The organism is Vermiculatibacterium agrestimuris, assembly GCF_943193085.1.
Lineage (GTDB): Bacteria > Bacillota > Clostridia > Oscillospirales > Oscillospiraceae > Vermiculatibacterium > Vermiculatibacterium agrestimuris.
The window spans coordinates 50,881-74,117 of sequence record NZ_CALPCU010000010.1; the positions used below are offsets into that span (position 1 = coordinate 50,881).

Here is a 23,237-nt window from a genome sequence, read left to right on the forward strand (position 1 = left end):
CGCCCCTATGCTTTTTCTGCGGCGCCGCGCGCCTCAGCAATGCTGAATATTCTTGGGAAACTCCACCTTGGGGAACCAGGGATATACCTCCGGCATATCGGTAACGGGGCTCATGGTGAACTGGGGCGAGCGCTTCTCCATGAAGGCCAGCGCCCCCTCCTGGGCGTCAGCGGCGTTTGCCACATAGTAGAAGCAGGACGACTCCAGCTTGTGGGCCGTCATGGGGTGGCGCTCCCCAGCACACTGGTAGAGCATCTGCCTGCACAGGGCGATGGACACCGGCGCGGTATTGTCCCGGATCTCACAGGCCACCTCCCAGGCCCGCGCGTACACCTGCTCCTGGGGGACTACCTCGCTTGCCAGGCCGATGCACAGCGCCTCCTGCGCGGTGATGATCCTGCCCGTCATGACCAGCTCCACAGCCTTGCTCAGTCCCACGATCTTCGGCAAAAACCAGCTGGAGCAGGCCTCGTTCATAAACCCGCGCCGGGCGAACACAAAGCCGATCTTGGCCTGGTCGGAGAAGATCCGGATATCCATGGGCAGGGTCATGGTGATGCCGATGCCCACGGCGGAGCCGTTGATGGCGCCAATCACGGGCTTGCGCATCTCAAAGATGCGCAGCGCGTTGGTGCCGCCGGTGTCCCGGGCGTTGCAGGGCCCCTCCTTGGAAAAGTCGAAGGGATCCTTGATAGTGAGGTCGAAGCCGGCGCAGTAGGTGGGCTTTTTACAGCCCTCGGCCCCGGTGAAGATGACGACCCGGACTTCGTCGTCAAGATCCGCCAGATCCAGCGCTCTGTTGATCTCCCCGCACATCTGGTTGTTGTAGGAATTCATATTGTCGGGCCGGTTCAGAGTGATGGTGGCGATGCGCTCCCTCACCTCATACTTGATAAGCTCAAAATCCATACGAGACCTAACTCCCCTTTCCGCTTATTTTCCCAGCAGACTTCTGGCCACGACGATCCGCTGGATCTGGTTGGTGCCCTCCACGATCTGGAATATCTTCGCGTCCCGGAACAGCTTCTCCACCGGGTACTCCTTCATGTATCCATAGCCGCCAAAAAGCTGCACCGCGTCGGTGCAGACCTTCATGGCCGTGTCGGTGGCCACGCACTTGGCGATGGAGCCGTTCACCGTGACGCTCTGGCCCTGGTCGATCAGCTCCGCCACATGGTAGGTCAGGCACCTGGCCGCCTCCACCTGCATCTCCATGTCCGCCAGCATCCACTGAATGCCCTGGTTGGCGGCAATGGGCTTTCCGAACTGCTGCCGCTGCTGGACGTACTTCACCGCCTCAGCCAGCGCCCGCTGGGCAAGACCCACCGCCTCGGCGCCGATATAGGGCCGACCATGATCCAGGGCGTACATGGCCATCTTGAAGCCGTTGCCCTCGCCGCCGACGATGGCCTCCGCCGGGACTTCCACATTGTCAAAGACCAGCTCCACGGTGTTGGAGGTACGGAAGCCGCACTTATTCTCCTCCTTGCCCACGGAGAGGCCCTTCGTCCCTCTCTCCACCAGGAAGGCCGTCAGGCCCTTGCTGCCCTTGGAGCGGTCTGTGGAGGCGATGACCAAAAACAGTTTGGCATAGCCGCCGTTGGTGATAAACACCTTATTGCCGTTCAGGACATAGCCGTCTCCCTTTTTTACCGCTGTGGTTCTGGCGGCCCCGGAGTCGGAGCCCGCGCCGGGCTCCGTCAGGCAGAAAGAGGCCAGCCCCCCCTCCTCAAAAATTTTCTGGCGCACGACGGCCCGCTGGGCGTCGGTGCCGTATTTCATCACCGGCGCGATGGCCGTTCCGGTGACGGAGTAGGCGCAGGCCACGCCCATATCGTGCTTCGCCAGCTCCTCGAAGGCCACGCAGGCGGCCTTGGTGGACAGGCCCGCGCCGCCCCATTCCTCCGGGAAATTCAGGCTTTGAAGGCCCATCTCCAGTCCGGTGTCCACCACCGCCGCCGGAAACTCGCCCTTCTCGTCAAATTCAGCGATGACCGGATCTATCGACTGCTCGCCAAACTGCTTTGCCAGTGCGATCATGTCCTGCTCTTCCTCTGTGTACAGATGAAATGCCATATCAGAGATCCCTCCTATTCTCAGTCTTCAATGAGACTGGCGTCTTTTTTGAGGATGTAGCCGCCGGAGATCAATCTCTGGACGTCCGCGTTTCCTTCGATATTGGGGAAAATAACAGAATCCCTGAGATAGCGCTCGATGTTGTACTCCTCCATGCCACCATACGCGCCGAAGGAGTTGACGCACATTTGGATGGTCTGGTTGGACAGATCCGCAATATAACCCTTCGCCAGGGCGGTGGCCGCCTGCACCCGCCGCATGTCCCCCGTCAACCGCTCGGCGTCCTCCGCCGCGCGGTAGAGCATCAGCTTCATGGACAGGGTGTTGGCCGCGATGGCGGAGGTTCTGAGCTGTACTGTGGGGAACTTTGAGATGGACGTTCCCCGGTGCATCTTCTCCATGATATACTTTCTCGTCAGGTCATAGGCGCCCTCGGCAGCGCCGGCGAAGACGGCGGCGAAGGCCAGCTTTCCAATGGCGGTGGTGCCAAGGAGTAGGCCGAAACCCTCCTTCTCGCCGCCCAAAATGTCCGCCTCCTCCACCTCCACGTCGTCAAGGAACACATCGTAGACATGGGAGCCGTGGAAGCCGATCTTCTCCCACGGGGTGGAGATGGAGTAGCCCTTGCAGAACTTTTTCACCAGATACGCGGTGCAGGTATCCTCCCCCGCGTCTCTGGCCACCACAACGATGGTCCCCTCGTGGGCCGCGTTGGAGATAAACCGCTTTACGCCATTGATGTAGATCTTGCCATCCCTCCGCTTGGCCGTTGTGGTCAGCTGCTTGGGGTCGGAGCCGGTTCCCGACTCGGTAAAGGCCAGCGAGCCGATATCCTTTCCCGCGCACATGTCCGGAAGATACTTTTTCTTTTGCTCCGGCGTGCCGAACAGGGCAATTGCGTCCATGGGGAGATAGCACACGGTCAGCAGCTTTGCCGCGGAGGGGGACACCTTCGCCAGCTCCTCGATGCAGATGGCCTCTGCCAGCAGTCCCGCCTCCAGGCCCCCGTACTCTTCCCCATAAGGGACTCCCATCAGGCCCAGCTCCGCCATCGCATCGATCAGATCCTGGGGGAATTTTTCCGCGTGCTCGATCTCGTTCACTCTCGGGGCCAGCATGCTCTGGGCAAATTCTCTGGCCGTGCTTCTGACCGCTTCCTGCAGTTCTGTCAGCTCAAACATCTTTCCATTCCTTTCCTGCAAATTATTTTCCGCTCCATAGAGGGACGGCCCTTGTCCGCCGGCCCTTCCATCCTTTTTTGCGGCGGGGTCAGACCAGCCCGCCCGCCAGCAGCGCGGCGCCCAGCGCGCCGATGAGCTGGGGTCGCTGCGGCAGATACACCGGCTGTCCGAAGTGCCGCTCCATGGCCCTGACAAGGCCCAGGTTGCGCCCGCCGCCACCGGTGAGCGCCACCTGGGGCCTGACCCCCACCCTCTTTGCCAGGCCGTAGATCTTTCTGGCCACTGAGTCGTGGATCCCCGCCACCATATCCTCGATGGCGTGGCCCTGGGAGAGCTTGGAGATAACCTCCGACTCGGCAAACACGGTGCAGGTGTTGCTGATCTGACAGGCCTCCTTCGCCCTGGCGTCGTACTCCTCTAGCTCCGACAGGTCGATGTTCATGATTCTGCACATCACCTCAAGGAACCTTCCGGTGCCCGCCGCGCACTTGTCGTTCATGGCGAACTCCTCGATCCTGCCGCCGTCGTCCACACGGATGACCTTCAGATCCTGGCCGCCCACGTCCACGATCGTTCTGACCTGAGGGAGGCAGCTGTGCAGTCCCTTTGCGTGGCAGGTGATCTCGCTGACCTGCTCGTCCGCCCCCTCGCAGAGGAATCTGCCGTAGCCCGTGGCCACCATGCGACGGCGCTCCTCCCTTCCGCAGCCCAGCTTTTCATACAGCCGCTCCACCGCCTTTACGTCCGCCCGCGTTCCGGCGCCGGAGGGCACGAGGACTTCGGACAATACCCGCCCCTGCCCGTCCACCGCGACGCACTTGGTCGTCGTAGAACCGATGTCGATCCCCACATAGTGCTCCATCTTCCTCTTCCTCCTATGACCGTGTTACCGCCTCCCCCGGATCTTTTCTCCGAAGGCCTGCAGCCGGGTATGTATCCCGCCGAAGGACTGCATGACCTGCTCGATCTCCAGGTTCAAAACGGGGAGCCCGGCCGCCTCGGCCGCCGCCTTGACCCACGGATAGTCGTATTCGTCCGTGTCGCAGAACTTCATGGTAGAAAACAGCACCGCCTCCGCGCCGGCGGCCCTGCACGCCTCCACCACCACGTCGCAGCGCTCCTTTTTGGGGTCGTAGAGGAAGGCCTCCCCCCGAATCTGCTGGATCTGCCGGGCCAGCCGCTCGATCTGGGAAGTCCCCTCGGGGATCCTGTAGCGCAGCTGCCGGGTCTCCTGGGCCAGTTCGTCGCCCACAAGGGCGAAGCCCTGCTCGTCCAGGATGTCCAGGATCTCCGCCGGCTCCAGCATAACGCCGCAGGCATAGAGGCGCACGCCCCGGAATTCAGGCGCAGGCGCCGCCTCCAGCTCCCGGTTCAGCGCCTCCACCAGCTCCAGGTGCCGTTGCCTGTCCATGTAGAGTCTGGACTTAATCACATCGTGCCGCTGCCGGTTAGTGAGGATGCCCGGCTTTTCCGCCAGGAGCTCTGTAAAGCGCGCCGTCGCCTCCCGATCCCGCTCGCACAGCGCGATAGCCTGCTCCAACGCCTTTTCGGTGATGACCATCCCGGTGAGCTCCTCGATCTGCTCCTTCGCCCGGGTAAATTCCCGCACCATGTACTCCACGGCGCACTCCAGACGATAGTTCTGGGGATGCTTGATGAAGATGGGCTTCAGCTCAGGGGCGGAGAGCTGGACCGTCTGGGTCAGGCACTTCAGGGTATCGCACAGGCTGGTGAGCATGATCCCGTCCAATTCACGGTACATCCCCCTGGCGGACAGCTCCGTGATGGACTGCACAACGGAGCAGGCGAAGGGCGGGTAATACTCCGCCGCCTCGTACAGCTCCAGCTTTTCCGCCCCCCAGACGCCCACCGGGAAGGCCCCCGCCGCGATCACCAACTCATCCGGGACAAAAACCGGCCCGCAGCCGATCACCTTGACCCCCGCGGCCTTTTTGGCGCGGACGGTCTCCCTGATATGGGCAAGGGCATACTGCATCTCCTGTATGATCTCTGTCCGTTTCATCTTTACCTCTCACCCGCCTTTGGCTGGCCTTCCATGGTCTCCCGCAGTGCCTGGACTCTCGTCTCAAACTGGGCGGGACTGAAGCCGTTGGGATCCGTCTGGTCACCGTCAAATGTCACGTAGGGCTTGTGATTTCTCTCATATACCGCCTTCCGCACCGCCGGCTGCATGAAGGACAGGATCTTGCAGCTGCGGTTGACGTGGTACAGCGCGCCGTCACAGTGGGCGCACTCCATGATCCCGCACCTGACGTCCACCTGCCGCTGAAGGCTGCCGATGGGCGGCCTGTTGGCGTACGCCCGGGCAAGGGATCGGATGTCGTCCTGGGCATAATCCACGCACCACTCCGAGGGGTAGAAGGAGCCGGTCAAGACCATGTCGTTGGCCTGCAGGGTCTTGTAGGTCGTTCCCAGATAGGGCCATACGGCGATCCCCTCCCACATGATGCGGTGCTTCTGCTCGCCTTTAAATTGGCTTTCTCCTTTTTGGAGCAGCTCCTCCATCTCTTCAGAGATCAGGTCGTAGTAGTCCGCCGTGGTCTCTTTCCCCCGGCAGCAGACGGCGAGAACCATGTAATTGAACATGTTGAACCCGTTCATGGGGCTCGGCATCCGCTGCACATAGTCCGTCGCCCGCTTCCAGGACGCGGCCACCCTCCGGGAGGTCTTCATCACCCGGGAGAACTTCTCATAGTCAAAGGGCTTGCCGCAAAACTCCTCCAGCCGGCGGATCATATCCTGGAACTGCCCCACGATGTAGTCCACATCGCTCTCCGTCGCGTCATACTCCGGCTGGAAGGGCGTGTCGATGAGGATATAGGGGACATTCAGCCGTTTGGCGGTATTTTCAAACCACTTCACGCACAGGCCGCAGATGTTGGTGCAGTTCAGGATGATGTCCGGCCTGGGAATGTTGGAGACGTCACTGTCGAAATCCTCCTGATAACCCAGACCCAGCCTTGTATAGGAGCACAGGTCGCTGGAATACCCCAGCTCCTCACAGCGATCCAAATAGGGCGTCACGCCCTTTTTCGCCCCCAGAACTGCCGCCAGATTCTCCGGATATGCCGCCTGGATGTCCATGGCCTCCAGAAACTCTTGGGGAAACAGGCCGTTGACCCAGGCGACCTTCTGCCCCCGCTCGTGGGCTTTGAAAAGGGAGTCCATATATTCCGCCTGCAGCTTTTCCAGCATCTGCTTGGAATTCATTTTTTCTTCCACTATATTTCATCCTCTATGAATTAGGATCCGGCTTCCATCACGGCTCTTCCGGTTCGATTCCATATTTTCCGATCCATTTATAGAGCGTTTTTCTCGACATGCCCAGGGCCGCCGCGGCCTTGGATTTATTCCCGGCGTATTTTTTGAGCATGCTGGCGATCTCCGCCTTGCCGGGGCCACCCACGCTTTTTTCCTCCGGCTCGCGCACCTGCCGGATCTCCTTTTCGGCGGCGGCGCTCTGGTCGATGCCCGTCATCGCCAGATAGGCCTCGATGTGCTCCAGAGTGATGACCGAGGGAGAGTAGATCTGGACGATGCCCTCGACAAAATTCTGAAGCTCTCTTACATTTCCCCTCCACCGCAGCGTCTCCATATACTGCAGCGCCTCTGGCGACAGCTTAGGGGGCGCCAGGTGGATGCGGTTGGACACCCGCTCGATGAAGTGGTTGGCCAGCAGACCGATATCCTCTCTGCGCTCCCGCAGAGGGGAGATATTGAGCACGAATGTGGCAAGCCGGAAGTACAGATCCTCCCGGAAGCCCTTATTCTCCACCAGGTTCATAATGTCCTCGTTGGTGGCCGCGATGATCCTCACGTTCACGGAGATCTCCCGGTTTCCGCCCAGCTTGGTGAAGCGCTTTGTCTCGATGGCCCGTAGCAGGATCGCCTGCAAGTCCAGCGGCAGCGTGCCGATCTCGTCCAGAAACAGCGTGCCGTTGTTGGCCAGCTCCATCTTGCCGATGCTGCCGCTCTTTTTGGAGCCGGTAAAGGCGCCCGCCTCGTAGCCGAACAGCTCGCTGACCATCAGGTCCTTGGGAAAGGTCGCGCAGTTGATGGCGATGAAGGGGCCGTTTTTCCGGTCTGAGGCATTGTGGATGGCCTGGGCGAAAATGTCCTTGCCGCAGCCGGACTCGCCCAGGATCAGGACGTTGTTGTCGAATTCCGCGTACCGCTTGGCCAACTTGATGGCCTTTTTGATGTTCACGCTCTGCCCCACGATGCTGTTAAAGTTCAGAAGGGCGTTGTTTCCCAGATAGCGGGAGAAGAAGGTGCTGATCTTCTCCTCGTTGGAGATAAAGAATCGGATTCCCTCATAGCCCACCTTCGACTGCCGATACACCTCCGTGGAGACGGAGTATTGATTGGTCACGCCGTTGACCGTGATGGGAATGTCCAGGTTCCTGACGTGCTTGATATTGTTTACGATATCCCACAGCTGCTGGTTGGACGGCAGCGGATCGAAGATCTCGTAGGCACTCTGGAACACCAGATCCCGGTAGGGGATCCCCAGCACGTTGAAGATGTTGGAATTGTGGTACAGGGTATAGGGCTTCCGGGTACTCCTGTCAATGTCGATACAGATATAGCCCGTGGTGTCTGTCATATAAAAGCGGTAAAAGGTGTCCACCATATCGATGTGCAGACAGATCTCCTTACAGATGGAGATCACAGTGGGTAGATAATCGCCACCGTACTGGGTCTTGGGCATGATGATGCCTACGCCCCCAAGCAGATTCATCTTGCCGAACTGTTCCTCGGAATTGTCCTCCAAAATGCAGGGGGCAAAATACATATCCGCGTCGGAGAACATATCAAGATAGTGCTCCTCCCCGCTGGTCGTATAGGACTCCATGATCGCCAGGCCGATGGAAAAGGCCGTGACTCCGGCGGACTCCGCGCTCAGCAGCGTCCCCTCCTCCACGTCCTTTTCCTGAAGCCACTGCCGGATCTCCGGATCGCAGTAGAGCTTCAGGATGGTTCCCGCCGCATCCACCAAAACATAGGCCAGCGGCCTTTTGGTGTAGTGCAGCACCGCCTGGATCACCCGGTTGCTGTAGGCGTACATTGCCTTGGTCTTCCGCTTGGTCTCTCTCTGCTCCTCCTCGCTGGCGTGCAGCAGCTTTTTTGCGCCTGGACTGAGCTCCCGCCGGATGCAGTCCAGCCAGGCGTTTTTCAGCAGCGTGGAATCAAATTTTCGGGCTTTTTCCCCCAAATCCGTCCACCGCTTTTTTGCCCGTTCCTCTCGCTCCATAGCCTACCACCTTTCCCGGCCGTCTGTATGTTCCTCTTCGGCCCGTCCGCTCAGCGGTTGATAAACACCGCCTTTTTCTTCTCGTGAAAGGCCTCGACCCCCAGCCTCAGGTCTTCTGTGACCGCGCACAGGGCCGCCATTTCCCGCTCCATTGCGAAGGCCTGAGGCAGGCTCATCTCAAGTCCGCAATCCACTGCGATCTTGGAGTAGCGGATCGCAATGGGCGCCATATCGCAGATGCGCGCCATCATCCCCTCCGCCTCCTCCATCAGCCTGTCCGGCTCCACCACCCGGTTCACCATGCCCAGCTCCCGGGCCTCCTCCGCGCTCAGGCGGCGGGCGGTGAACAGCAGTTCCTTGGCCACCGCCGGCCCCACCAGGCGGGCCAGACGCCAAGTCCCGCCGTAGCAGGCGTTCACCCCCAGCGTCACCTCCGGCTGGGCAAAGGTGGCCTGGGTGCTTGCGATGCGGATGTCACAGGCCATGGCCAGCTCATTTCCGCCGCCCAGGGCGTAGCCGTTGACCGCCGCGATCGTGGGGATCTCCAGGGAGGAGATGCGCCCCATCACCTGCTGGGCCTCTATGACCCCCCGGCGCTCCCCCTCGGCGTCTCCCACCGGGATCTCCGGGATGTCCGCCCCGGCCACAAAGCTCTTTCCCGCGCCGGTAATGATCAGCCCCCGGACGTCCCTCTGGGCCTCCAAGTCGTCCAGCGCCTCGTTCATCTCCCGCAGCGTCTGGTGGTTCAGGGCGTTCATGGCCTGGGGCCGGTTCATTGTCAGGATCGCGTATTTTTCCTTGTATTCGAAGATGATCGTTTCAAATTTCATGGGAATGTCACTCCTTACGCGGGGGGCTTGTCCCGTTCACTCCGACTGGCGCATAACGCCCCGCTCCAGCATGTTCCGGATCTTTTCCTCTGGGAAGCCGAGCTCCTTCAGGATCTCCACGGACTGCTCGCCCACCTTGGGATAGGGGCGGTGAACCACCAGCTCCTGCCGATCGCCAAACATGACCGGCGGCATGGGGATCATGGTCTTCGTCCCGTCCGGATGGGTATATTCCGTGACAAACCCGTTTTCCAGGGCCTGGGGATCTCTGTGGACGTCCACGCTGTGCATCACCTGATTGTAGGCGATGTCCTCCTCCTGCAGCCGCCTGCAGACCTCTTCCGTGGAAAGGCTCCCATAGGCCTGCTCCAGCAGCTTGAGCAGCTCCTGCCGGTGCTCCAGCATGACGCTGTAGCTGGAAAAGCGGGTGTCCTCGTTCAGCTCCTCCAGTCCCAGCGCCTTCAGGTAGTGGGGCAGCTTGTCCTCGCTGAAGACCGAGGTCATGATCCAGTCTCCGTCCTTGGTGCGGTAGGTATTCACCAGGGGATCGCTGGGCGCGTTCCGGGTCTTGGGGTAGACCTCAGGGTGGTACTGGGTCTGCATCACCGACGACGAGGACGACCAGATGCCCGTGCCGTACAGGGTCACGCAGATTTCGCAGCCCTGGCCCGTCCGCTCCCTTTGGAACAGGCCGGTTCCTACGGCGCCGGCCAGCGCCGTGCCCGCCGCGTTGTCCCCCACGCCGTAAAAAGGGATGGCCGGGTCGCCGCCGCTCTCCACCTGGTCGATCATGAACCCGGTCTTGGCCCAGAAGGCCACCGTGTCGTAGCCGGCGTTGTCCTTCTCAGGGCCGTAGTTGCCAAAGCCGTTGATGGTGCCCCAGACCAATCTGGGGTATTTCCGGTGCAGGGTCTCGTAATCCAGTCCCCGCTTCAAAAGCGCCTTGGTTCTCCAGTTTGTGATGAAGACGTCCGCCTGGGCAAGGAGGGCATCCATGGCCTCCATCCCCTCCGGAGATTTCAGATCCAGCGCGATGGATCTCTTGTTGTAGTTGATAAAGCCAAAAAACGGGTTGCACGTATCGGAACAGGGCATATTGATGGTCGCGCCCACCGCCCGGTTCGGATCTCCCGCAAGCCCTTCCACCTTGATGACGTCCGCACCCCAGTCAGCCAGTATCTGCGCGCAGGCGGGGCCGGACATATACTGGCTCAGGTCGACCACCTTGATCCCCTTCAGGGGCATTGTCTCATTCATATTTTACCTCGCATAAGCCTGTGAGCCGTATAGGGCCACGTGTGTTCTAAAATGTTCAATCCGCCCGCCCTTCCCCATGGGTCGCACGGTTTTCATGGTGCCCATGGGGAAGAGCAATGGCGGATACATCTCTTTCTGTCAGTGTCCGTGCCCGGCGGCGCGGCGCTGTTTTACGCCGTTAGAGCAGGGTCTCAGATCTCGCAGTAGAAGGTCTTGACGACCTCCTTGCTGGGCTTCTCGGTCATCCTGCTGACAAGGATCATGATCAGGAAGGTGATGGGCATGGTGCAGACCATGGGGGCATTGTGCAGCACGGGAATGATATTGAACGAGTAGTTCACGATGTAGAACACCATGCCGAAGATCATGCCGGCTGCGGCGCCCTGCTTGGTCATCCTAGGCCAATACAGCGCCAGGACAATGGCGGGCAGGATGGAGCTGGCGCAGCCGCCCTGGCAGAAGTTCAGCAGCAGGTGGAGGGTGGAGGGCTCGGTAAGGGCGATCAAGATGGTGGCCACGCCCAGGCAGATGGTGGTGATGCGCATGACCTTCTTCAGCTTGGCCGCGTCGGCCTCGGGATGAGCCCGCTTATATACGTCGTTGACCACAGCGCCGGCGACGCAGATAAAGATGGCGCCGATGGTGGACTGTCCGGCGCCCGCGGCGGCGGAGAGCACGATGCCGCCCAGGCCGGCGGGCAGGATCCCCATGGCCAAGGTGGAGGTGGCGTAGTCCACCATGGTCTCATCCAGCGCAGGGTCGAAGGCTCTGGCGGCGGCGCCGCCCATGCAGGCAAACAGGAAACCCCAGCACAGCAGCATGATGGTGCCGATGATCATGGCCCGCTTCATGGTCTTGGTGTTGTTGTAGGTCAGGGAACCCTGGACGACCCAGGGCTGGCCCACCGCCATCAGCGAATACATGACCCAGAACTCAAACAGGACAAGCATCGGGGTCACGCCGCCGTAGTTGGGCGTCAGCAGGGCGGGGTCGACGGTCTTGAGGGTGCCGAAGATGGCCTCAAAGGAGCCAAAATAATGCACGTAGCCGAACAGGAGGATCAGGGAACCGGCCAGCATGACGAAGCCCTGGATCACGGCCACCATGGTCACGCCGGTCATGCCGCCCAGGGCGGTATACACGGTGATGATAAGTGCAAAAATGATCAGGGACACCCGATAGGGGATGCCGGCACTGGCCTCGATGGCCCGGGAGCCGCCGACGAACTCACCGGCCGCAGAGGCGGTGGAGAATACCACGGTGCAGATGACCAGCAGTACCACCACCAGCTTGGAGTTGTCAAACCGGGCCCTGAAAATATCGATCAGGGAATTGGCGTTGACACGGCGGCCCACAATGGCCATCCGCTTTCCGGTCAGCACCAGGGCCGCGAAGGTGACGGGGGCGATGTACAACAAAAGCAGCATCCAGCCGGGGCCATAGGCGGCGGACTTGCCCAGGCAGGCGATAAAGGTACCGGTGGAAACGGCGCCGGCGGAAACTAGAATGGCAAGGCCCACAGCGCCGATGCGGCTCCCGCCCTTGAAGGTCTCCGCGGAGAAGTCTCCGCCCCCCTGCATCGCCTTGTTATGCTTTTTGACACCATAGGCGGTGGCGCCGACGACAACGATGAAGTACAGTAAAACGACTAACGATTGAATGTTCATAAGCCCTCTCCTCTCTTATTTCTCAGTCTTCTGCTGATCGGCCTCTCCCTCTTCCTTCCCGTCGGCCGTCAGGGGGCAGTCCTTGATCAGAAGGGCTTGCACCACCAGGCAGATGGGATACACGACCACGGTACCCACAGCGGCCATAAAGAACCACTTGGGGAAGCCCAGGATGTAGGTATAGGTCAGGGGATCCTGATTGGCGCCGACGAACCCCCAGTACCACACCCAGATGGACAGGATCACAAAGGAAATCAGGAATATGATGAGCTCCTTTGTGGCCTGGGCCATACGCTTGTCCTCTTTCAAACCGTACTCCTTGATCAGATTCATTTTCTTCTCTCCTTTTCCGTTTATTATGTCTCACAGCGCATATTGCCAAACACCGCCACCCTTGCGTGGCAATGTGTCAGTCGGGGTCAGCTCTCCGCCGGGGCGGCATGATCCAGCTTTGGGGCCCTCTTGTGGTAATCCGTCGCCTGCTGGAAGGCGTTGCCCACGCGGAAGCACATGCTCTCCTTAAAGGAGTCTGCGATAATCATGATGCCGATGGGCATCCCCGCAGCGTCAAAACCGGCGGGGATATCCAGTGCGGGCTTGCCGGTAATGCTGGGGATCGCCGTATAGTGAAGGTTGGCGTGCAGGGGATCCTCCCGAACCCCCGGGGTGAACTCCACAACGGGATTCTCAATGGAAAGGGCCGTGTAGGGGACGGTGGGGGTGATGATCACGTCCACGTCCTTGAAGGCCTCCTCAAGCTCCGCCTTGATCAGCGTTCTGTACGCCAGGGCCTGGTAGTACTGCGTGCCGGCGATCATACAGCCCGCCTCCAACTCGATCCGGATCTCCTCGGCGTACTTCTCCGGGCACTCCCGCAACCAGCCCATGTGATAGGCGCTGGGCTCCACCGCGTCGATGACCATGACGCCGCCGATCAGGGTGTCCAGGTTGGGGATCTCCACCTCCTTCACCACGGCGCCCAGCTCACGGAACTTCTCTAAGGCCTGGGCGTAGCACTTTTCCACATCGGGCTGGTTGCAGTGGAAGCAGTAGTCCTTAATCACGCCAATCCGGATGTCCTTGACGCCCTTGTTCAGATCCTTGGTGTAATCCTCCACGGGCTTCAGGGCGCTGTTCAGGTCATGGTAATCGTGGCCGGCCATGACCCCCAGCATGACGGCGCAGTCCTCCACCGTCCGGCACATGGGGCCCACCGTATCCAGAGAATAGGCCAGCGGCACCACCCCGTAGTTGCTCACCCGGCCGATGGTGGGCCGGATGCCCGTAATACCGTTGACGGAGGAGGGCAGTCTGACCGAGCCGCCCGTATCCGTCCCCACGCCGCCAAAGGCCGCCCTTGCGGCGATGGCGATGCCGGTGCCGCCAGAGGAGCCGGAGGGGTTCTTGGTGAAGTCCCAGGGGTTGTGGGCGTATCCGTAATGCTCGTTGGAGGTGGAGCCGCCCCAGGCAAATTCGTGCATGTTGGTCTTGCCGATGATGATCGCGCCAGCGCCCTTCAGATTCTTGACCACAGTGGAGTCCTCTTCGGTCAGGTTCTCCCCCAGCAGCTTGGAGCCGGCAGTGGTAATGGTTCCCGCCATGGCGATATTGTCCTTGATGACAACGGGAACGCCGTGCAGCGGCCCGAGGAAGTAGCCGCACTTGGCCATCTCGTCATAGGCCCTGGCAAGCCGGAGGCTCTCCTCCTCGAAGAGACTGATAAAGGCGTTATATTCCTTTAACGACTTGCAGATATTCAGGCTCTCCGTCACCACGTCGAGGCAACTCACCTCTCCCTTCTTGATCTTCTTCGCGATCTGCGTCAGGCTCAATTCCTTATACGACATATATACCTCCCATTCATTTCCCTGCAAAACTACAGTCCCATCTGTACTGTACAGCCTCCGTCCCCAGGCCGCCTCCCCATAAGCGGTCAAATGAAACGACTGCCGCCGCGCCCGCGGTATTGACAGTGGGGCATGATCGCGGCATACTATTTTCACGGTACTGTCTGCTTATCCCGCTCTGGCCTCCGGCCGGAGGAGTCAATCGCCGTGCTTGAATATGTTGGACGGAAGAATATCGCGGAATTCCGGCTGGCTCATCTTCAGATCCAGCGCCTCCACACGGCCGATCCAGTCCAGCCAAACGGGCATGACCGCTTCCTTGCGTTCCTCGCTCATGTTCAGATTCAACAGCTTATTAAACATTTCGATATCCTTTGGCGTATACGTTTTCATGAAGCATCTCCTTATCTGTAATAAATTTGGGAAGCGTTCGCGGTGGGGAAAGCACGCGTCTATGTTAAATATTAAGCAATTTTAATGCCAACCCTCTCCGTCCCCTGCAGCCCCATCGGCAAAAGATCTTTTCCCCTGGACTGCGGGCAGCGCAGACCGTCTCCCTCCTCCCCAAATACGCGCCCATGGGTTACAAAGTTGTTTCCCCAGACTGTTACCATGGTAACATATTTGTACCCAAAGTTGCGGCGAGGGGGTAACACTTTTTCCTCAAAGACGGCTTTCCCCCTCTCCGGGAAAATGGCACGAAAATTGCTTTTTATTCTTCCATAACACTTTTTATTGGAGGTATCTCTCATGGGCGCATTGGACGGCGTAAAAATTCTCGACTTCTCCACCCTTCTTCCCGGCCCTTATGCCACCATGCTCCTGGCTGATCTGGGGGCAGACGTTTTACGAGTCAGCAGTCCAGGCAAGGTCGACCTCGTGGCCGCATGGCCCCCCTTTCTGGAGGAGGGCGGGGTCTCCGCCCCGTGGGCGTGGCTGAGCCGGAACAAACGCTCCATCTTTCTCAATCTGAAAAAAGACGCCGCAGTCCAGGCGGTCAAGACCCTGGTCAGGGAGTACGATATCGTGGTGGAGCAGTTCCGCCCCGGCGTCATGGACAAGCTGGGCCTGGGCTACGAGGCGCTGAAGGCGGTCAATCCCCGCCTGATCTACTGCTCCCTGACCGGCTACGGCCAGACCGGGTCCATGGCCAACAGGGCAGGGCACGACATCAACTACCTGTCCCGCTCCGGCATCGTCTCCGCTGCCGGCCGGGAGGCGGAGGGGCCCTCCCTCTATAATTTCCAAATCGCCGACGTGGCCTCCGGCGCCATGAACACCGTCGTCAGTATTCTGGCCGCACTCCACCACAGGGATGTGACGGGAAAGGGGCAGTATGCGGACATCTCCATGACGGACGGCGTGATCCCCTTCAACTCCATGGACGGGGCCTGTTTCCTGGCCGGCGCCCGGCCTCCCCGCCGGGAGGGCCAGCAGCTCAACGGCGGCGGGATCTACGACTTTTACAAGACCAAGGACGGCCAATATATGAGCGTGGGTTCTCTGGAACCCAAGTTCTTCGCCCAGCTGTGCGTCGCCATGGAGCACCCGGAATGGTCTGACGGACACATTTTGAAGACCGACCTTGCCCTGGTGAAGCGCATCTTCCAGGAGAAGTTCCTGACAAAGACCAGGGACGAGTGGGTCGAGCTGTTTTCCGGGCTGGACGCCTGCGTAGAGCCCGTTCTCACCCTGGAGGAGGCCGCCGCCGACGAGCACAATGTCCTCCGGGGCATGTGGCCGGACGTCCCCCTCCCCCTCGCCCCAGGAAAAACGGTCAGGCAGATGGGCTGCCCCATCAAGCTGTCCGACTGTCCCCCGGAATACAGGCACGCAGGCTATCCGGCGGGCTTCCACACCCACGAGGTTCTGAAGGCTTACGGCTTTACTGAAGAAGAGATCAAGGGCATCTCCCAATAGGTGCGCTCTTCGGCCCGCAAGGCGCCGCCGGCCCCTCTTGACAAGCCCTTGGCGCTGTGGTATAGTTCTCTCACAAAATTCCTGTGAGGGAGTAGCAGCCGCGCCCCCGGCGCGGAGCAAGTCAACAATCCCGGCCCATCCCTTTGCCCCCGGGCAAAACGGAGGTCTGGCTTGCTTTTATTTGCGAGACTCATGTACGGCTTTGTCGGTGCATGGGCCTGCCTTCGTCTCATATTGGCCCAGGTACGCCTATGCCGTACCTGGGTTTTTTGCATTTTTGGAATAGGGAGAGCGATCACATGACCACACCTGTACTTCTGTTTACCCTGGGCCTCATCCTCCTCATCAAGGGCGGGGATTGGTTTGTAGACGGCGCCACCGGCATCGCCAAGCGGTTCCGGGTGCCCGAGCTGCTCATCGGGGCCACCGTGGTCTCCATCGGCACCACGCTGCCCGAGGTGATGGTCTCCGCCACCTCCGCCCTGGCGGGCCACGGCGAGATCGCCTACGGCAACGCCATCGGCTCCATCATCTGTAATACCGCCCTCATCGCCGCCCTCACCATCGCCATCCGCCCCTCCCCCGTGAGCCGGGCCAGTCTGGGCGCTCCGGTACTCTTCTTTTTTGTCGCGGCGGCGGTCTATCTCTACCGCGCTTACGCCGTGGGCTCCTTCACCCGGCTGGCGGGGATCGAACTGCTGGGGATCTTTGTGGTCTACATGATCCTTACCGTCTCCCGGGCGCTGAAGATGCCCAAGGTCTTTCAGACCGAAGAGGAGTGCCAGGAGGCTCAGGCGGAAAATGTGGGCAAGGACGTCCTGCTCCTGCTCCTGGGGGCTGTGCTCATCGCCTTCGGCGCCAACCTGCTGGTGGACAACGGCACCCTCATCGCCCAGGCCCTCGGGGTACCGGAATCGGTCATCGCCCTCACCTTTGTGGCCCTGGGCACCTCCCTGCCCGAGCTGGTCACCGCCATCACCTCCCTCGTCAAGGGCCACGGGGCCCTCTCCCTGGGGAACATCATCGGCGCCAACCTGTTTAATTTGGTGCTGGTCAGCGGCGTGGCCACTGTGCTGGCTCCCTTCTCCCTGCCGGCGGGGAAGGCCATTGCCGGCTACAACGCCTCCCTGGTGGTCGATCTGCCCCTGATGGTCTTTGTGATGGCCTTTATGACCCTGCCCGCCCTCATCCGGGGCAGGCTCAGCCGCTGGCAGGGGATCGCCCTGCTGCTCATTTACGCCGGCTTCTGCTGCTTCCAGTTCTTTTTATAACTTATAGATTTAGATTTTAAAAAAAGAGCCCCCAGGGGCTCTTTTTTTAAGACTAATTTTAAGTTGCCCCCTTATAATGGCCCCACTTTCACCGAAAGGATGGTCATGATGAAGCGTATCTCTTTTCCCGCCCTGACCCTGGCGGCGATCATGCTCTTCTCCTCCGCCGCCTGTGCTCAGGCCGCCGACGGCGTCACCCACATCGTCCTGTCCGACAGCAGGATCACCGTGGACGGAAGGGCGGTCTCCGCCGACCCCGGCGACGCCGTTTACACAGGGGCGGAGATCGTCTACTACCGCGACGGCACCGACGCAAGCTACGGCGAGGGCACCGAGGCCCAGAAGCACTCCGAGGCCGAGGCCGCCGCCCACACCGTGGTCACCATCACCCAGGCCGGGACTTACCGCCTGAGCGGCTCCCTCGCCGCCGGCCAGGTCGCGGTCGACCTGGACAAGGACGCCAAGGACGACCCCCAGGCCGTGGTCACCCTCATCCTGGATAATGTAGACGTAACCTGCACCGCGGCCCCCGCCCTCATTTTCTATAATGTCTACGAGTGTGACCGGGAATTCGTCGCCTACGACAACGACGAAAACCCGGATTATGAGCCCTCCGCCAGAATGGACACCTCCGCCGCGGGGGCCAACGTCATCATTGCCGCCGGCAGCGAGAATACCTTCACCGGCTCCCATGTGGCCCGCATCTACAAAGAAGGCACCACCAAAAAGCTCCACAAGTACGACGGAGCCTTCTATTCCAAAATGTCCATGAACATCTTCGGAGAGGATGGCGATGACAGCGGCGTGCTCAACATCGTCGCCGACAACGAAGGTATGAATTCCGAGCTCCACCTGACCATCAACGGCGGCACAGTGATGGCCAACGCCAATCCCCGGAGCGGAGACGGCGGCATCGACGCCGACAGCCCCATTCTCATCAACGGCGGCACGGTCTGTGCCACCGGCTCCCGAAATGACGCCGCGGACACCGCTTCCGCTCAGCCCTACATAGAGCTGTCCTTTGCCTCTACCCTCCCGGCGGGGAGCGAGATCGCATTGACTGGGGAAAACGGCGATGAAGTCCTGAAGGTGCAGATCGCTTCCCGTGACTTTCAGTCCCTCACTATCTCCGCGCCTGTGCTGGAACTGGGCGTTGCCTACAATGTCTACGTGGACGGTGTGCTCCAGTGCTGGAGCGGCAACAGCTTCGGTATGATGGGCGGCCACGGCGGCTTTGGCGGCGGGCGGCCTGAAGGCATGGAGCCCCGCGAGGGGTTTGACCCCGGTCAACGCCCCGAGGGAATGGAGCCTCCGGAGGGGTTTGACCCCAGTCAGCGCATGGATCCTCCCCAGGGCTTTACACCTCCCTGCGAGGGCTTTGGCGGCGGCCTCACCGGCGCCACCCAGGTCTCCTTCGCTGTGGGCGCCCTCCCCTTCACCGACGTCTGGGACAGCGACGAGAGCTATGAGGCCATCCGGGCGGCTTACACCGCCGGCGCCATGACCGGAACAGGCGACGGCCGCTTCTCCCCCAACGCTACGGTCACCCGCGCCCAGGCCGTCACCGTATTGGCCCGGCTGGCCGGGGCTGAGGCGGCGGAGCGCGACGGGTTCACCGACGTGGAGGCCGGTTCCTGGTATTCCGGTTACGTGGGCTGGGCCCTGGAAGCAGGTATTGTGGAGGGCGACGGCCAGGGCCGGTTCCTTCCCCAGGAGAGCGTCACCGCCGAGCATATGGCTCTTATGCTGAGCCGGTATGATAAAAATTATGTAAACTCTTTTAGCTTTAGCGGAGAGTTGACCCGAGGCCAGCTTGCCCAGATGCTTTCTGATATTATGTAAACAAAAAAAGAGGCCCGTTTCTAAAAGAAACGGGCCTCTTTTTCTGCCATTTTACTCTTCTCACGTTTCGGCATATCGGGACAGGAATTGCCGGGTGCGCTCCTCCCTGGGGTGCTCGATGACCTCCTTGGCCGCTCCCTGCTCCACGATGACCCCGCCGTCCATAAAGATGACCTCATCTGCCACGTCCCGGGCAAAGGCCATCTCGTGGGTAACGATGATCATAGTGGTATCCTGCTCCGCCAGGGAGCGGATGACCTTCAGCACCTCCCCGGTAAGCTCCGGATCCAGGGCGGAGGTAGGTTCGTCAAAGCAGAGCACGTCGGGGTGGAGGGCCAGCGCCCGTGCGATGGCCACCCGCTGCTGCTGGCCGCCGGAGAGCTGGTGGGGATAGTGGCCGGCCCGGTCGGCGAGGCCCATCCGCTCCAAAAGCGCCATGCCCTGCCGCTCGATGGCGGCCCAGCCGCCCTTGTCCTTCTCCCGCAGCTTCCCCGCCAGAGTCACATTCTCCAGGGCGGTATACTGGGGGAAGAGGTTGAAGGACTGAAACACCAGCCCGAAGTGGAGCCGCTTTTGACGGATGGCCTCCTCGCTGAAGGAGGCCTTATTTTTCGCGTCGAAGAGGGTCTCCCCCTTCACGGTGATGCTGCCGCTGTCGGGAGTCTCCAAAAAATTCAGGCACCGGAGCAGGGTGGTCTTGCCGCTGCCGGAGGAGCCGATGATGGCCAGGGCCTGCCCCTCCTCCAGGGTAAAGGAGATGTCCTCCAGCACCTTGGTGGAGCCAAAGTGCTTTTCGATATTTCTTACTTCCAAAATCGCCACGTCGCCCACCCCCTTAACGGAAATAGTCCAGCTTTTTCTCCAGCCTGCCCAGCAGAAGGGTCACCACCCCGTTAAACACCAGGTAGTAGACTCCCGTGAAAAACAGGGGCCAGAGAAGACCGGAGTAGCCATGGGAGGTCTTCATGAAGGCCTGCCCCGCCCAGATGACCTCCTGGAAAGAGATGATCCGGGCCAGCGAGGTGTCCTTCACCAAGGTGATGATCTCGTTAGACATAGGGGGCACGATGCGCTTGATCATCTGGAGCAGGGTGACCTTGAAGAAGATCTCCCGCCGGGTCATCCCCAGCACCAGTCCCGCCTCCTGCTGGCCCGCGGGGACTCCCTGGATGCCGCCCCGGTAGATCTCGGAGAAGTAGCAGGAGTAGTTGATGATGAAGGCGATGGCCGAGGCCAGGAACCGCCCCGACTCCCCGGTGCCCCAGGGGGAATAGCCCAGCAGCTTGCCGGGGATGTAGTAGAGGATGATGAGCTGGAGCATCAGGGGGGTGCCCCGGATGACCCAGATGACCCCCCGGGTGAGCCACCGCAGGGGAGAGAAGCGGCTCATGGAGCCGAAGGAGATCACCAGCCCCAGGGGGATAGCCCCCAGAAGGGTGACGGCAAAGAGCTTTAGGGTTTGAAGAAAGCCCTGGTTCAGGGCAACCACAACGGTGAGGAACACGGGGGAGACACCTCCTGAAATAAGGTAAAAACAGACGGGTAGGGGCCGATGTCCTCATCGGCCCCTACGGGTATGCGGAAAGGCTTGCGGGCGCAGTCCCTTACTTCTGCTCCACGAGCTTGTCCCCGATACCATAGGTATCGGCGATCTGCTGCATGGTACCGTCCTCATAGGCAGTCTGGAAGAAATCGTTGAGCGCCCCGGCCAGGTCGCTGCCCTTGCGGAAGCCCACGCCGTACTCCTCGCTGTTGAGCTCCACAGTGTAGGTCAGGCCGGCGTAGCTGGTGCCCTCTCCCACGGTGGCGGCGGCCATCAGGTAGTCAATGACGGCGGCGTCCGCAGTGCCGGAGGAGACCTCCAAAAGGGCAGTGGCCTGATCCTGGACGGGAGTGTAGTCGGCCCCCAGGGCCTCCACCTGCTCCATGCCGGCGGAGCCGTTCTCCACGGCAAACTGGAGCTCCTTTACGCTGTCCACCGTCTGATAATCGGCTGCCTTGTCGGCGGGGACGATGACCACCTGGGCGTTATTGAAGTAGGGGTTGGAGCACTCCATGGCCGCCTTCACATCGTCGGTGAGGGTCATGCCGTTCCACACCACATCGATGGTCTTGCCCTCCAGCTCAGAGATCTTGTTGTCCCAGTCGATGATCTGGAACTCCACCTTCACCCCCAGGCTCTCGGCAAAGGCCTTGGCCAGGTCGGCGTCAAAGCCGATCCACTCGCCGCTGGCGTCAGTGTAGTCCATGGGCTCAAACTCGGTGATACCCACCACAAGAGTGCCCTTATCCTGGACGTATGCCTTGTCGCTGTCCCCCTTGGCGGCCTGGTTGCCCGCACCGGCGCAGCCGGCCAGGGAGAGGGCCAGGGTGAGCGCCAGGGCCGCGGAAATGATCTTTTTCATGGTATGTATCCTCCTGAAATTATCCTTTTTGCGCAGCTGGTTTCCCACCGCGCTTTAGTATATTAACACGCTAATGTGAAAATGTAAATAGGCATTTTGCCTAATTTCCTCTTTTGTCAAAAAAAGGCCGCTCCACAGACAGTCGTGGGGCGGCCTTGAACGTGCGGAGGACTTATCCCTTTTTCTCGTCCGGCTTCAGGAAGAGATTGGCCGGAATGGCCCAGCACATTGCGGTGTAAAGTGATATCACATAAAATGGTACCACACTCCTCCCTCTATTTCCATGGACGCATTTCCCTTTTGAACCCTTCCTTCCCGGAATTTTTGCCAAAACGCATAAGAATCGCCGCCGCTTCCAGCTTTCGACGGGAATAGTACGGCCAAAATTCCACATCTTAATGCCAGAATTTCAAGCCAGAATTTCAGGAGGCAATACCATGAAAAAACTACTTGCGGCCCTGCTGGCCGCCTCTCTCTGTGTCCTCCCCGCCCACGCGGCAGAGACCCCCGCCCCCGTGCTGGAGCTGGATGCGGGCGCCGCCGTGCTTATGGAGAAGGAGACCGGCGAAATTTTGTATTCCCTCAATCCCCACGACCGTTTAGAGCCCGCCAGCGTCACCAAGGTCATGACGCTCCTGCTGGTGATGGAGGCCATTGACGGCGGCAGCCTCTCGGTGGAGGACAGCGTCCAGGTCTCCACCCGGGCCGCCTCCATGGGCGGCAGCCAGGTCTATTTGAAGGAAGGGGAGATCATGACCGTTCACGACCTGCTCAAGGCGGTGGCCGTGGCCTCGGGCAACGATGCCGCCGTGGCCCTGGCCGAGCACCTGGCGGGCAGTGAGAGTGCCTTCGTGGAGCGGATGAACCAGCGTGCGGCAGAGCTGGGTATGGCGGACACCACCTTTGTCAACTGTACCGGCCTCACCGCCCCCGGCCACCTGACCTCCGCCTACGACATCGCCCTTATGAGCCGTGAGCTCATTCTGAACCACCCCCGTATCCAGGAGTACTCCACCATCTGGATGGATTCTCTTCGGGACGGCGCCTTTCAGCTGGCCAACACCAATAAGCTTCTGCGCTACTATGACGGCTGCACCGGGCTGAAGACCGGCTTCACCTCCTCCGCCGGGTACTGCGTTTCCGCCACCGCCCAGCGGGACGGCATGGAGCTTATCGCCGTAGTGCTCAAATCCACCACCAAGGATACCCGTTCCGCCACCGCCTCCGCCCTGCTCAATTACGGCTTCGCAACCTATACCGTCATGGACGTGACTCCTCCCCAGGCCCTTCCCCCCGTGGCGGTGCTCCTGGGTGAGCAGGAGACTGTCCAGCCCGTGGTGGCCGGCCAGGGCCGTATTCTGGTGGAGAAGTCCCAGATCGACCAGGTGGAGACCACCGTGGAGCTGTGCCGGGATGTGGAGGCCCCCGTGGAGGAGGGCCAGCAGCTGGGCAAGCTCACCGTCACTGTCGGCGGCGTGGAGCGGCAGAGCCTCCCCCTTTTGGCCGCCCAGGGCGTGGAACGGCTCACCATCCCCCGTATCTTCGGCGGCCTGCTGAGGGGCTTCTTCCTTTCGGACTGACCAAAAAAATTCAGCCGCAGGAACGGCCGCCTCATCACCCAGGGCCGACTGACCATCCAATAAAAAAGAAAAAGGACACAAAAAGA

At 60.6% G+C, this 23,237-nt stretch carries 20 protein-coding genes; 4 read left to right on the plus strand and 16 right to left on the minus strand.

What is annotated here, in order from left to right; translation table 11 throughout:
- Positions 1-33: 33 nt before the first annotated feature.
- The 13 genes from NFR87_RS05090 to NFR87_RS05150 all read right to left on the minus strand — a co-directional run bounded on the left by NFR87_RS05090 (position 34) and on the right by NFR87_RS05150 (position 14,526).
- The gene (locus NFR87_RS05090; RefSeq protein ID WP_251447261.1) at positions 34-909 is read right to left on the minus strand and encodes an enoyl-CoA hydratase-related protein; all 876 of its coding nucleotides are present in this window, start codon (positions 907-909) and stop codon (positions 34-36) included.
- Between the two features lie 24 nt (positions 910-933).
- On the minus strand, positions 934-2,076 hold the full coding sequence (locus NFR87_RS05095; protein WP_251447264.1) for an acyl-CoA dehydrogenase family protein: 1,143 nt from the start codon (positions 2,074-2,076) through the stop codon (positions 934-936).
- A gap of 20 nt (positions 2,077-2,096) precedes the next feature.
- Complete coding sequence (locus NFR87_RS05100) at positions 2,097-3,257, minus strand: acyl-CoA dehydrogenase family protein (RefSeq protein WP_251447266.1); 1,161 nt, start codon at positions 3,255-3,257, stop codon at positions 2,097-2,099.
- An 88-nt stretch (positions 3,258-3,345) separates the two neighbouring features.
- Complete coding sequence (locus NFR87_RS05105; RefSeq protein ID WP_251447268.1) at positions 3,346-4,119, minus strand: acyl-CoA dehydratase activase; 774 nt, start codon at positions 4,117-4,119, stop codon at positions 3,346-3,348.
- A gap of 24 nt (positions 4,120-4,143) precedes the next feature.
- The gene (locus NFR87_RS05110; RefSeq protein WP_251447270.1) at positions 4,144-5,280 is read right to left on the minus strand and encodes a 2-hydroxyacyl-CoA dehydratase subunit D; all 1,137 of its coding nucleotides are present in this window, start codon (positions 5,278-5,280) and stop codon (positions 4,144-4,146) included.
- A gap of 2 nt (positions 5,281-5,282) precedes the next feature.
- Positions 5,283-6,500 (minus strand): 2-hydroxyacyl-CoA dehydratase subunit D, encoded by a 1,218-nt coding sequence (locus NFR87_RS05115; RefSeq protein ID WP_251447272.1) that lies wholly within the window; start codon positions 6,498-6,500, stop codon positions 5,283-5,285.
- A 37-nt stretch (positions 6,501-6,537) separates the two neighbouring features.
- Entirely contained in the window at positions 6,538-8,532 is a 1,995-nt protein-coding gene (locus NFR87_RS05120) for a sigma-54 interaction domain-containing protein (protein WP_251447274.1), read from the minus strand.
- Positions 8,533-8,582: 50 nt separating this feature from the next.
- Positions 8,583-9,362, minus strand: a complete 780-nt coding sequence (locus NFR87_RS05125) for an enoyl-CoA hydratase/isomerase family protein (protein WP_251447276.1) — start codon at positions 9,360-9,362, stop codon at positions 8,583-8,585.
- 36 nt (positions 9,363-9,398) lie between these two features.
- The gene (locus NFR87_RS05130; RefSeq protein WP_251447278.1) at positions 9,399-10,619 is read right to left on the minus strand and encodes a CaiB/BaiF CoA transferase family protein; all 1,221 of its coding nucleotides are present in this window, start codon (positions 10,617-10,619) and stop codon (positions 9,399-9,401) included.
- Positions 10,620-10,810: 191 nt separating this feature from the next.
- Positions 10,811-12,286: a sodium:solute symporter family transporter gene (locus tag NFR87_RS05135; protein WP_251447281.1), complete on the minus strand. Its 1,476-nt coding sequence runs from the start codon at positions 12,284-12,286 to the stop codon at positions 10,811-10,813.
- 15 nt (positions 12,287-12,301) lie between these two features.
- Positions 12,302-12,619, minus strand: a complete 318-nt coding sequence (locus tag NFR87_RS05140) for a DUF997 family protein (protein ID WP_251447284.1) — start codon at positions 12,617-12,619, stop codon at positions 12,302-12,304.
- Between the two features lie 86 nt (positions 12,620-12,705).
- Complete coding sequence (locus NFR87_RS05145; protein WP_251447287.1) at positions 12,706-14,133, minus strand: amidase; 1,428 nt, start codon at positions 14,131-14,133, stop codon at positions 12,706-12,708.
- A 198-nt stretch (positions 14,134-14,331) separates the two neighbouring features.
- A complete protein-coding gene (locus tag NFR87_RS05150) occupies positions 14,332-14,526 on the minus strand; it encodes a hypothetical protein (RefSeq protein ID WP_251447290.1) in 195 nt (64 codons plus the stop codon).
- Positions 14,527-14,883: 357 nt separating this feature from the next.
- On the opposite strand from NFR87_RS05150, the gene NFR87_RS05155 reads away from it, so the two are divergent.
- The 3 genes from NFR87_RS05155 (at position 14,884) to NFR87_RS05165 (ending at position 19,166) form a co-directional block, all read left to right on the plus strand.
- On the plus strand, positions 14,884-16,053 hold the full coding sequence (locus NFR87_RS05155; protein WP_251447293.1) for a CaiB/BaiF CoA transferase family protein: 1,170 nt from the start codon (positions 14,884-14,886) through the stop codon (positions 16,051-16,053).
- A 299-nt stretch (positions 16,054-16,352) separates the two neighbouring features.
- The gene (locus NFR87_RS05160; RefSeq protein WP_251447295.1) at positions 16,353-17,324 is read left to right on the plus strand and encodes a calcium/sodium antiporter; all 972 of its coding nucleotides are present in this window, start codon (positions 16,353-16,355) and stop codon (positions 17,322-17,324) included.
- Between the two features lie 108 nt (positions 17,325-17,432).
- On the plus strand, positions 17,433-19,166 hold the full coding sequence (locus NFR87_RS05165; protein ID WP_251447297.1) for an S-layer homology domain-containing protein: 1,734 nt from the start codon (positions 17,433-17,435) through the stop codon (positions 19,164-19,166).
- A gap of 60 nt (positions 19,167-19,226) precedes the next feature.
- Here NFR87_RS05165 and NFR87_RS05170 read toward each other — a convergent pair whose 3' ends face one another.
- From NFR87_RS05170 to NFR87_RS05180, 3 genes are all read right to left on the minus strand, one after another.
- A complete protein-coding gene (locus tag NFR87_RS05170) occupies positions 19,227-19,988 on the minus strand; it encodes an amino acid ABC transporter ATP-binding protein (RefSeq protein WP_277613129.1) in 762 nt (253 codons plus the stop codon).
- A gap of 13 nt (positions 19,989-20,001) precedes the next feature.
- Positions 20,002-20,670, minus strand: coding sequence for an amino acid ABC transporter permease (locus NFR87_RS05175; protein ID WP_251447299.1), 669 nt, complete (start codon positions 20,668-20,670; stop codon positions 20,002-20,004).
- Positions 20,671-20,770: 100 nt separating this feature from the next.
- Entirely contained in the window at positions 20,771-21,571 is an 801-nt protein-coding gene (locus NFR87_RS05180) for a transporter substrate-binding domain-containing protein (protein WP_251447302.1), read from the minus strand.
- Positions 21,572-22,008: 437 nt separating this feature from the next.
- Here NFR87_RS05180 and NFR87_RS05185 point away from each other — a divergent pair, with 437 nt between their 5' ends.
- On the plus strand, positions 22,009-23,151 hold the full coding sequence (locus NFR87_RS05185) for a D-alanyl-D-alanine carboxypeptidase family protein (RefSeq protein WP_251447305.1): 1,143 nt from the start codon (positions 22,009-22,011) through the stop codon (positions 23,149-23,151).
- Positions 23,152-23,237: the final 86 nt, after the last annotated feature.

Bases quoted from the DNA above. Each gene is read 5' to 3' on its own strand.
- NFR87_RS05090 (WP_251447261.1), bottom strand. From the start codon at position 909: ATGGATTTTGAGCTTATCAAGTATGAGGTGAGGGAGCGCATCGCCACC.
- NFR87_RS05095 (WP_251447264.1), bottom strand. From the start codon at position 2,076: ATGGCATTTCATCTGTACACAGAGGAAGAGCAGGACATGATCGCACTG.
- NFR87_RS05100 (WP_251447266.1), bottom strand. From the start codon at position 3,257: ATGTTTGAGCTGACAGAACTGCAGGAAGCGGTCAGAAGCACGGCCAGA.
- NFR87_RS05105 (WP_251447268.1), bottom strand. From the start codon at position 4,119: ATGGAGCACTATGTGGGGATCGACATCGGTTCTACGACGACCAAGTGC.
- NFR87_RS05110 (WP_251447270.1), bottom strand. From the start codon at position 5,280: ATGAAACGGACAGAGATCATACAGGAGATGCAGTATGCCCTTGCCCAT.
- NFR87_RS05120 (WP_251447274.1), bottom strand. From the start codon at position 8,532: ATGGAGCGAGAGGAACGGGCAAAAAAGCGGTGGACGGATTTGGGGGAA.
- NFR87_RS05125 (WP_251447276.1), bottom strand. From the start codon at position 9,362: ATGAAATTTGAAACGATCATCTTCGAATACAAGGAAAAATACGCGATC.
- NFR87_RS05130 (WP_251447278.1), bottom strand. From the start codon at position 10,619: ATGAATGAGACAATGCCCCTGAAGGGGATCAAGGTGGTCGACCTGAGC.
- NFR87_RS05135 (WP_251447281.1), bottom strand. From the start codon at position 12,286: ATGAACATTCAATCGTTAGTCGTTTTACTGTACTTCATCGTTGTCGTC.
- NFR87_RS05140 (WP_251447284.1), bottom strand. From the start codon at position 12,619: ATGAATCTGATCAAGGAGTACGGTTTGAAAGAGGACAAGCGTATGGCC.
- NFR87_RS05145 (WP_251447287.1), bottom strand. From the start codon at position 14,133: ATGTCGTATAAGGAATTGAGCCTGACGCAGATCGCGAAGAAGATCAAG.
- NFR87_RS05150 (WP_251447290.1), bottom strand. From the start codon at position 14,526: ATGAAAACGTATACGCCAAAGGATATCGAAATGTTTAATAAGCTGTTG.
- NFR87_RS05155 (WP_251447293.1), top strand. From the start codon at position 14,884: ATGGGCGCATTGGACGGCGTAAAAATTCTCGACTTCTCCACCCTTCTT.
- NFR87_RS05160 (WP_251447295.1), top strand. From the start codon at position 16,353: ATGACCACACCTGTACTTCTGTTTACCCTGGGCCTCATCCTCCTCATC.
- NFR87_RS05165 (WP_251447297.1), top strand. From the start codon at position 17,433: ATGAAGCGTATCTCTTTTCCCGCCCTGACCCTGGCGGCGATCATGCTC.
- NFR87_RS05180 (WP_251447302.1), bottom strand. From the start codon at position 21,571: ATGAAAAAGATCATTTCCGCGGCCCTGGCGCTCACCCTGGCCCTCTCC.
- NFR87_RS05185 (WP_251447305.1), top strand. From the start codon at position 22,009: ATGAAAAAACTACTTGCGGCCCTGCTGGCCGCCTCTCTCTGTGTCCTC.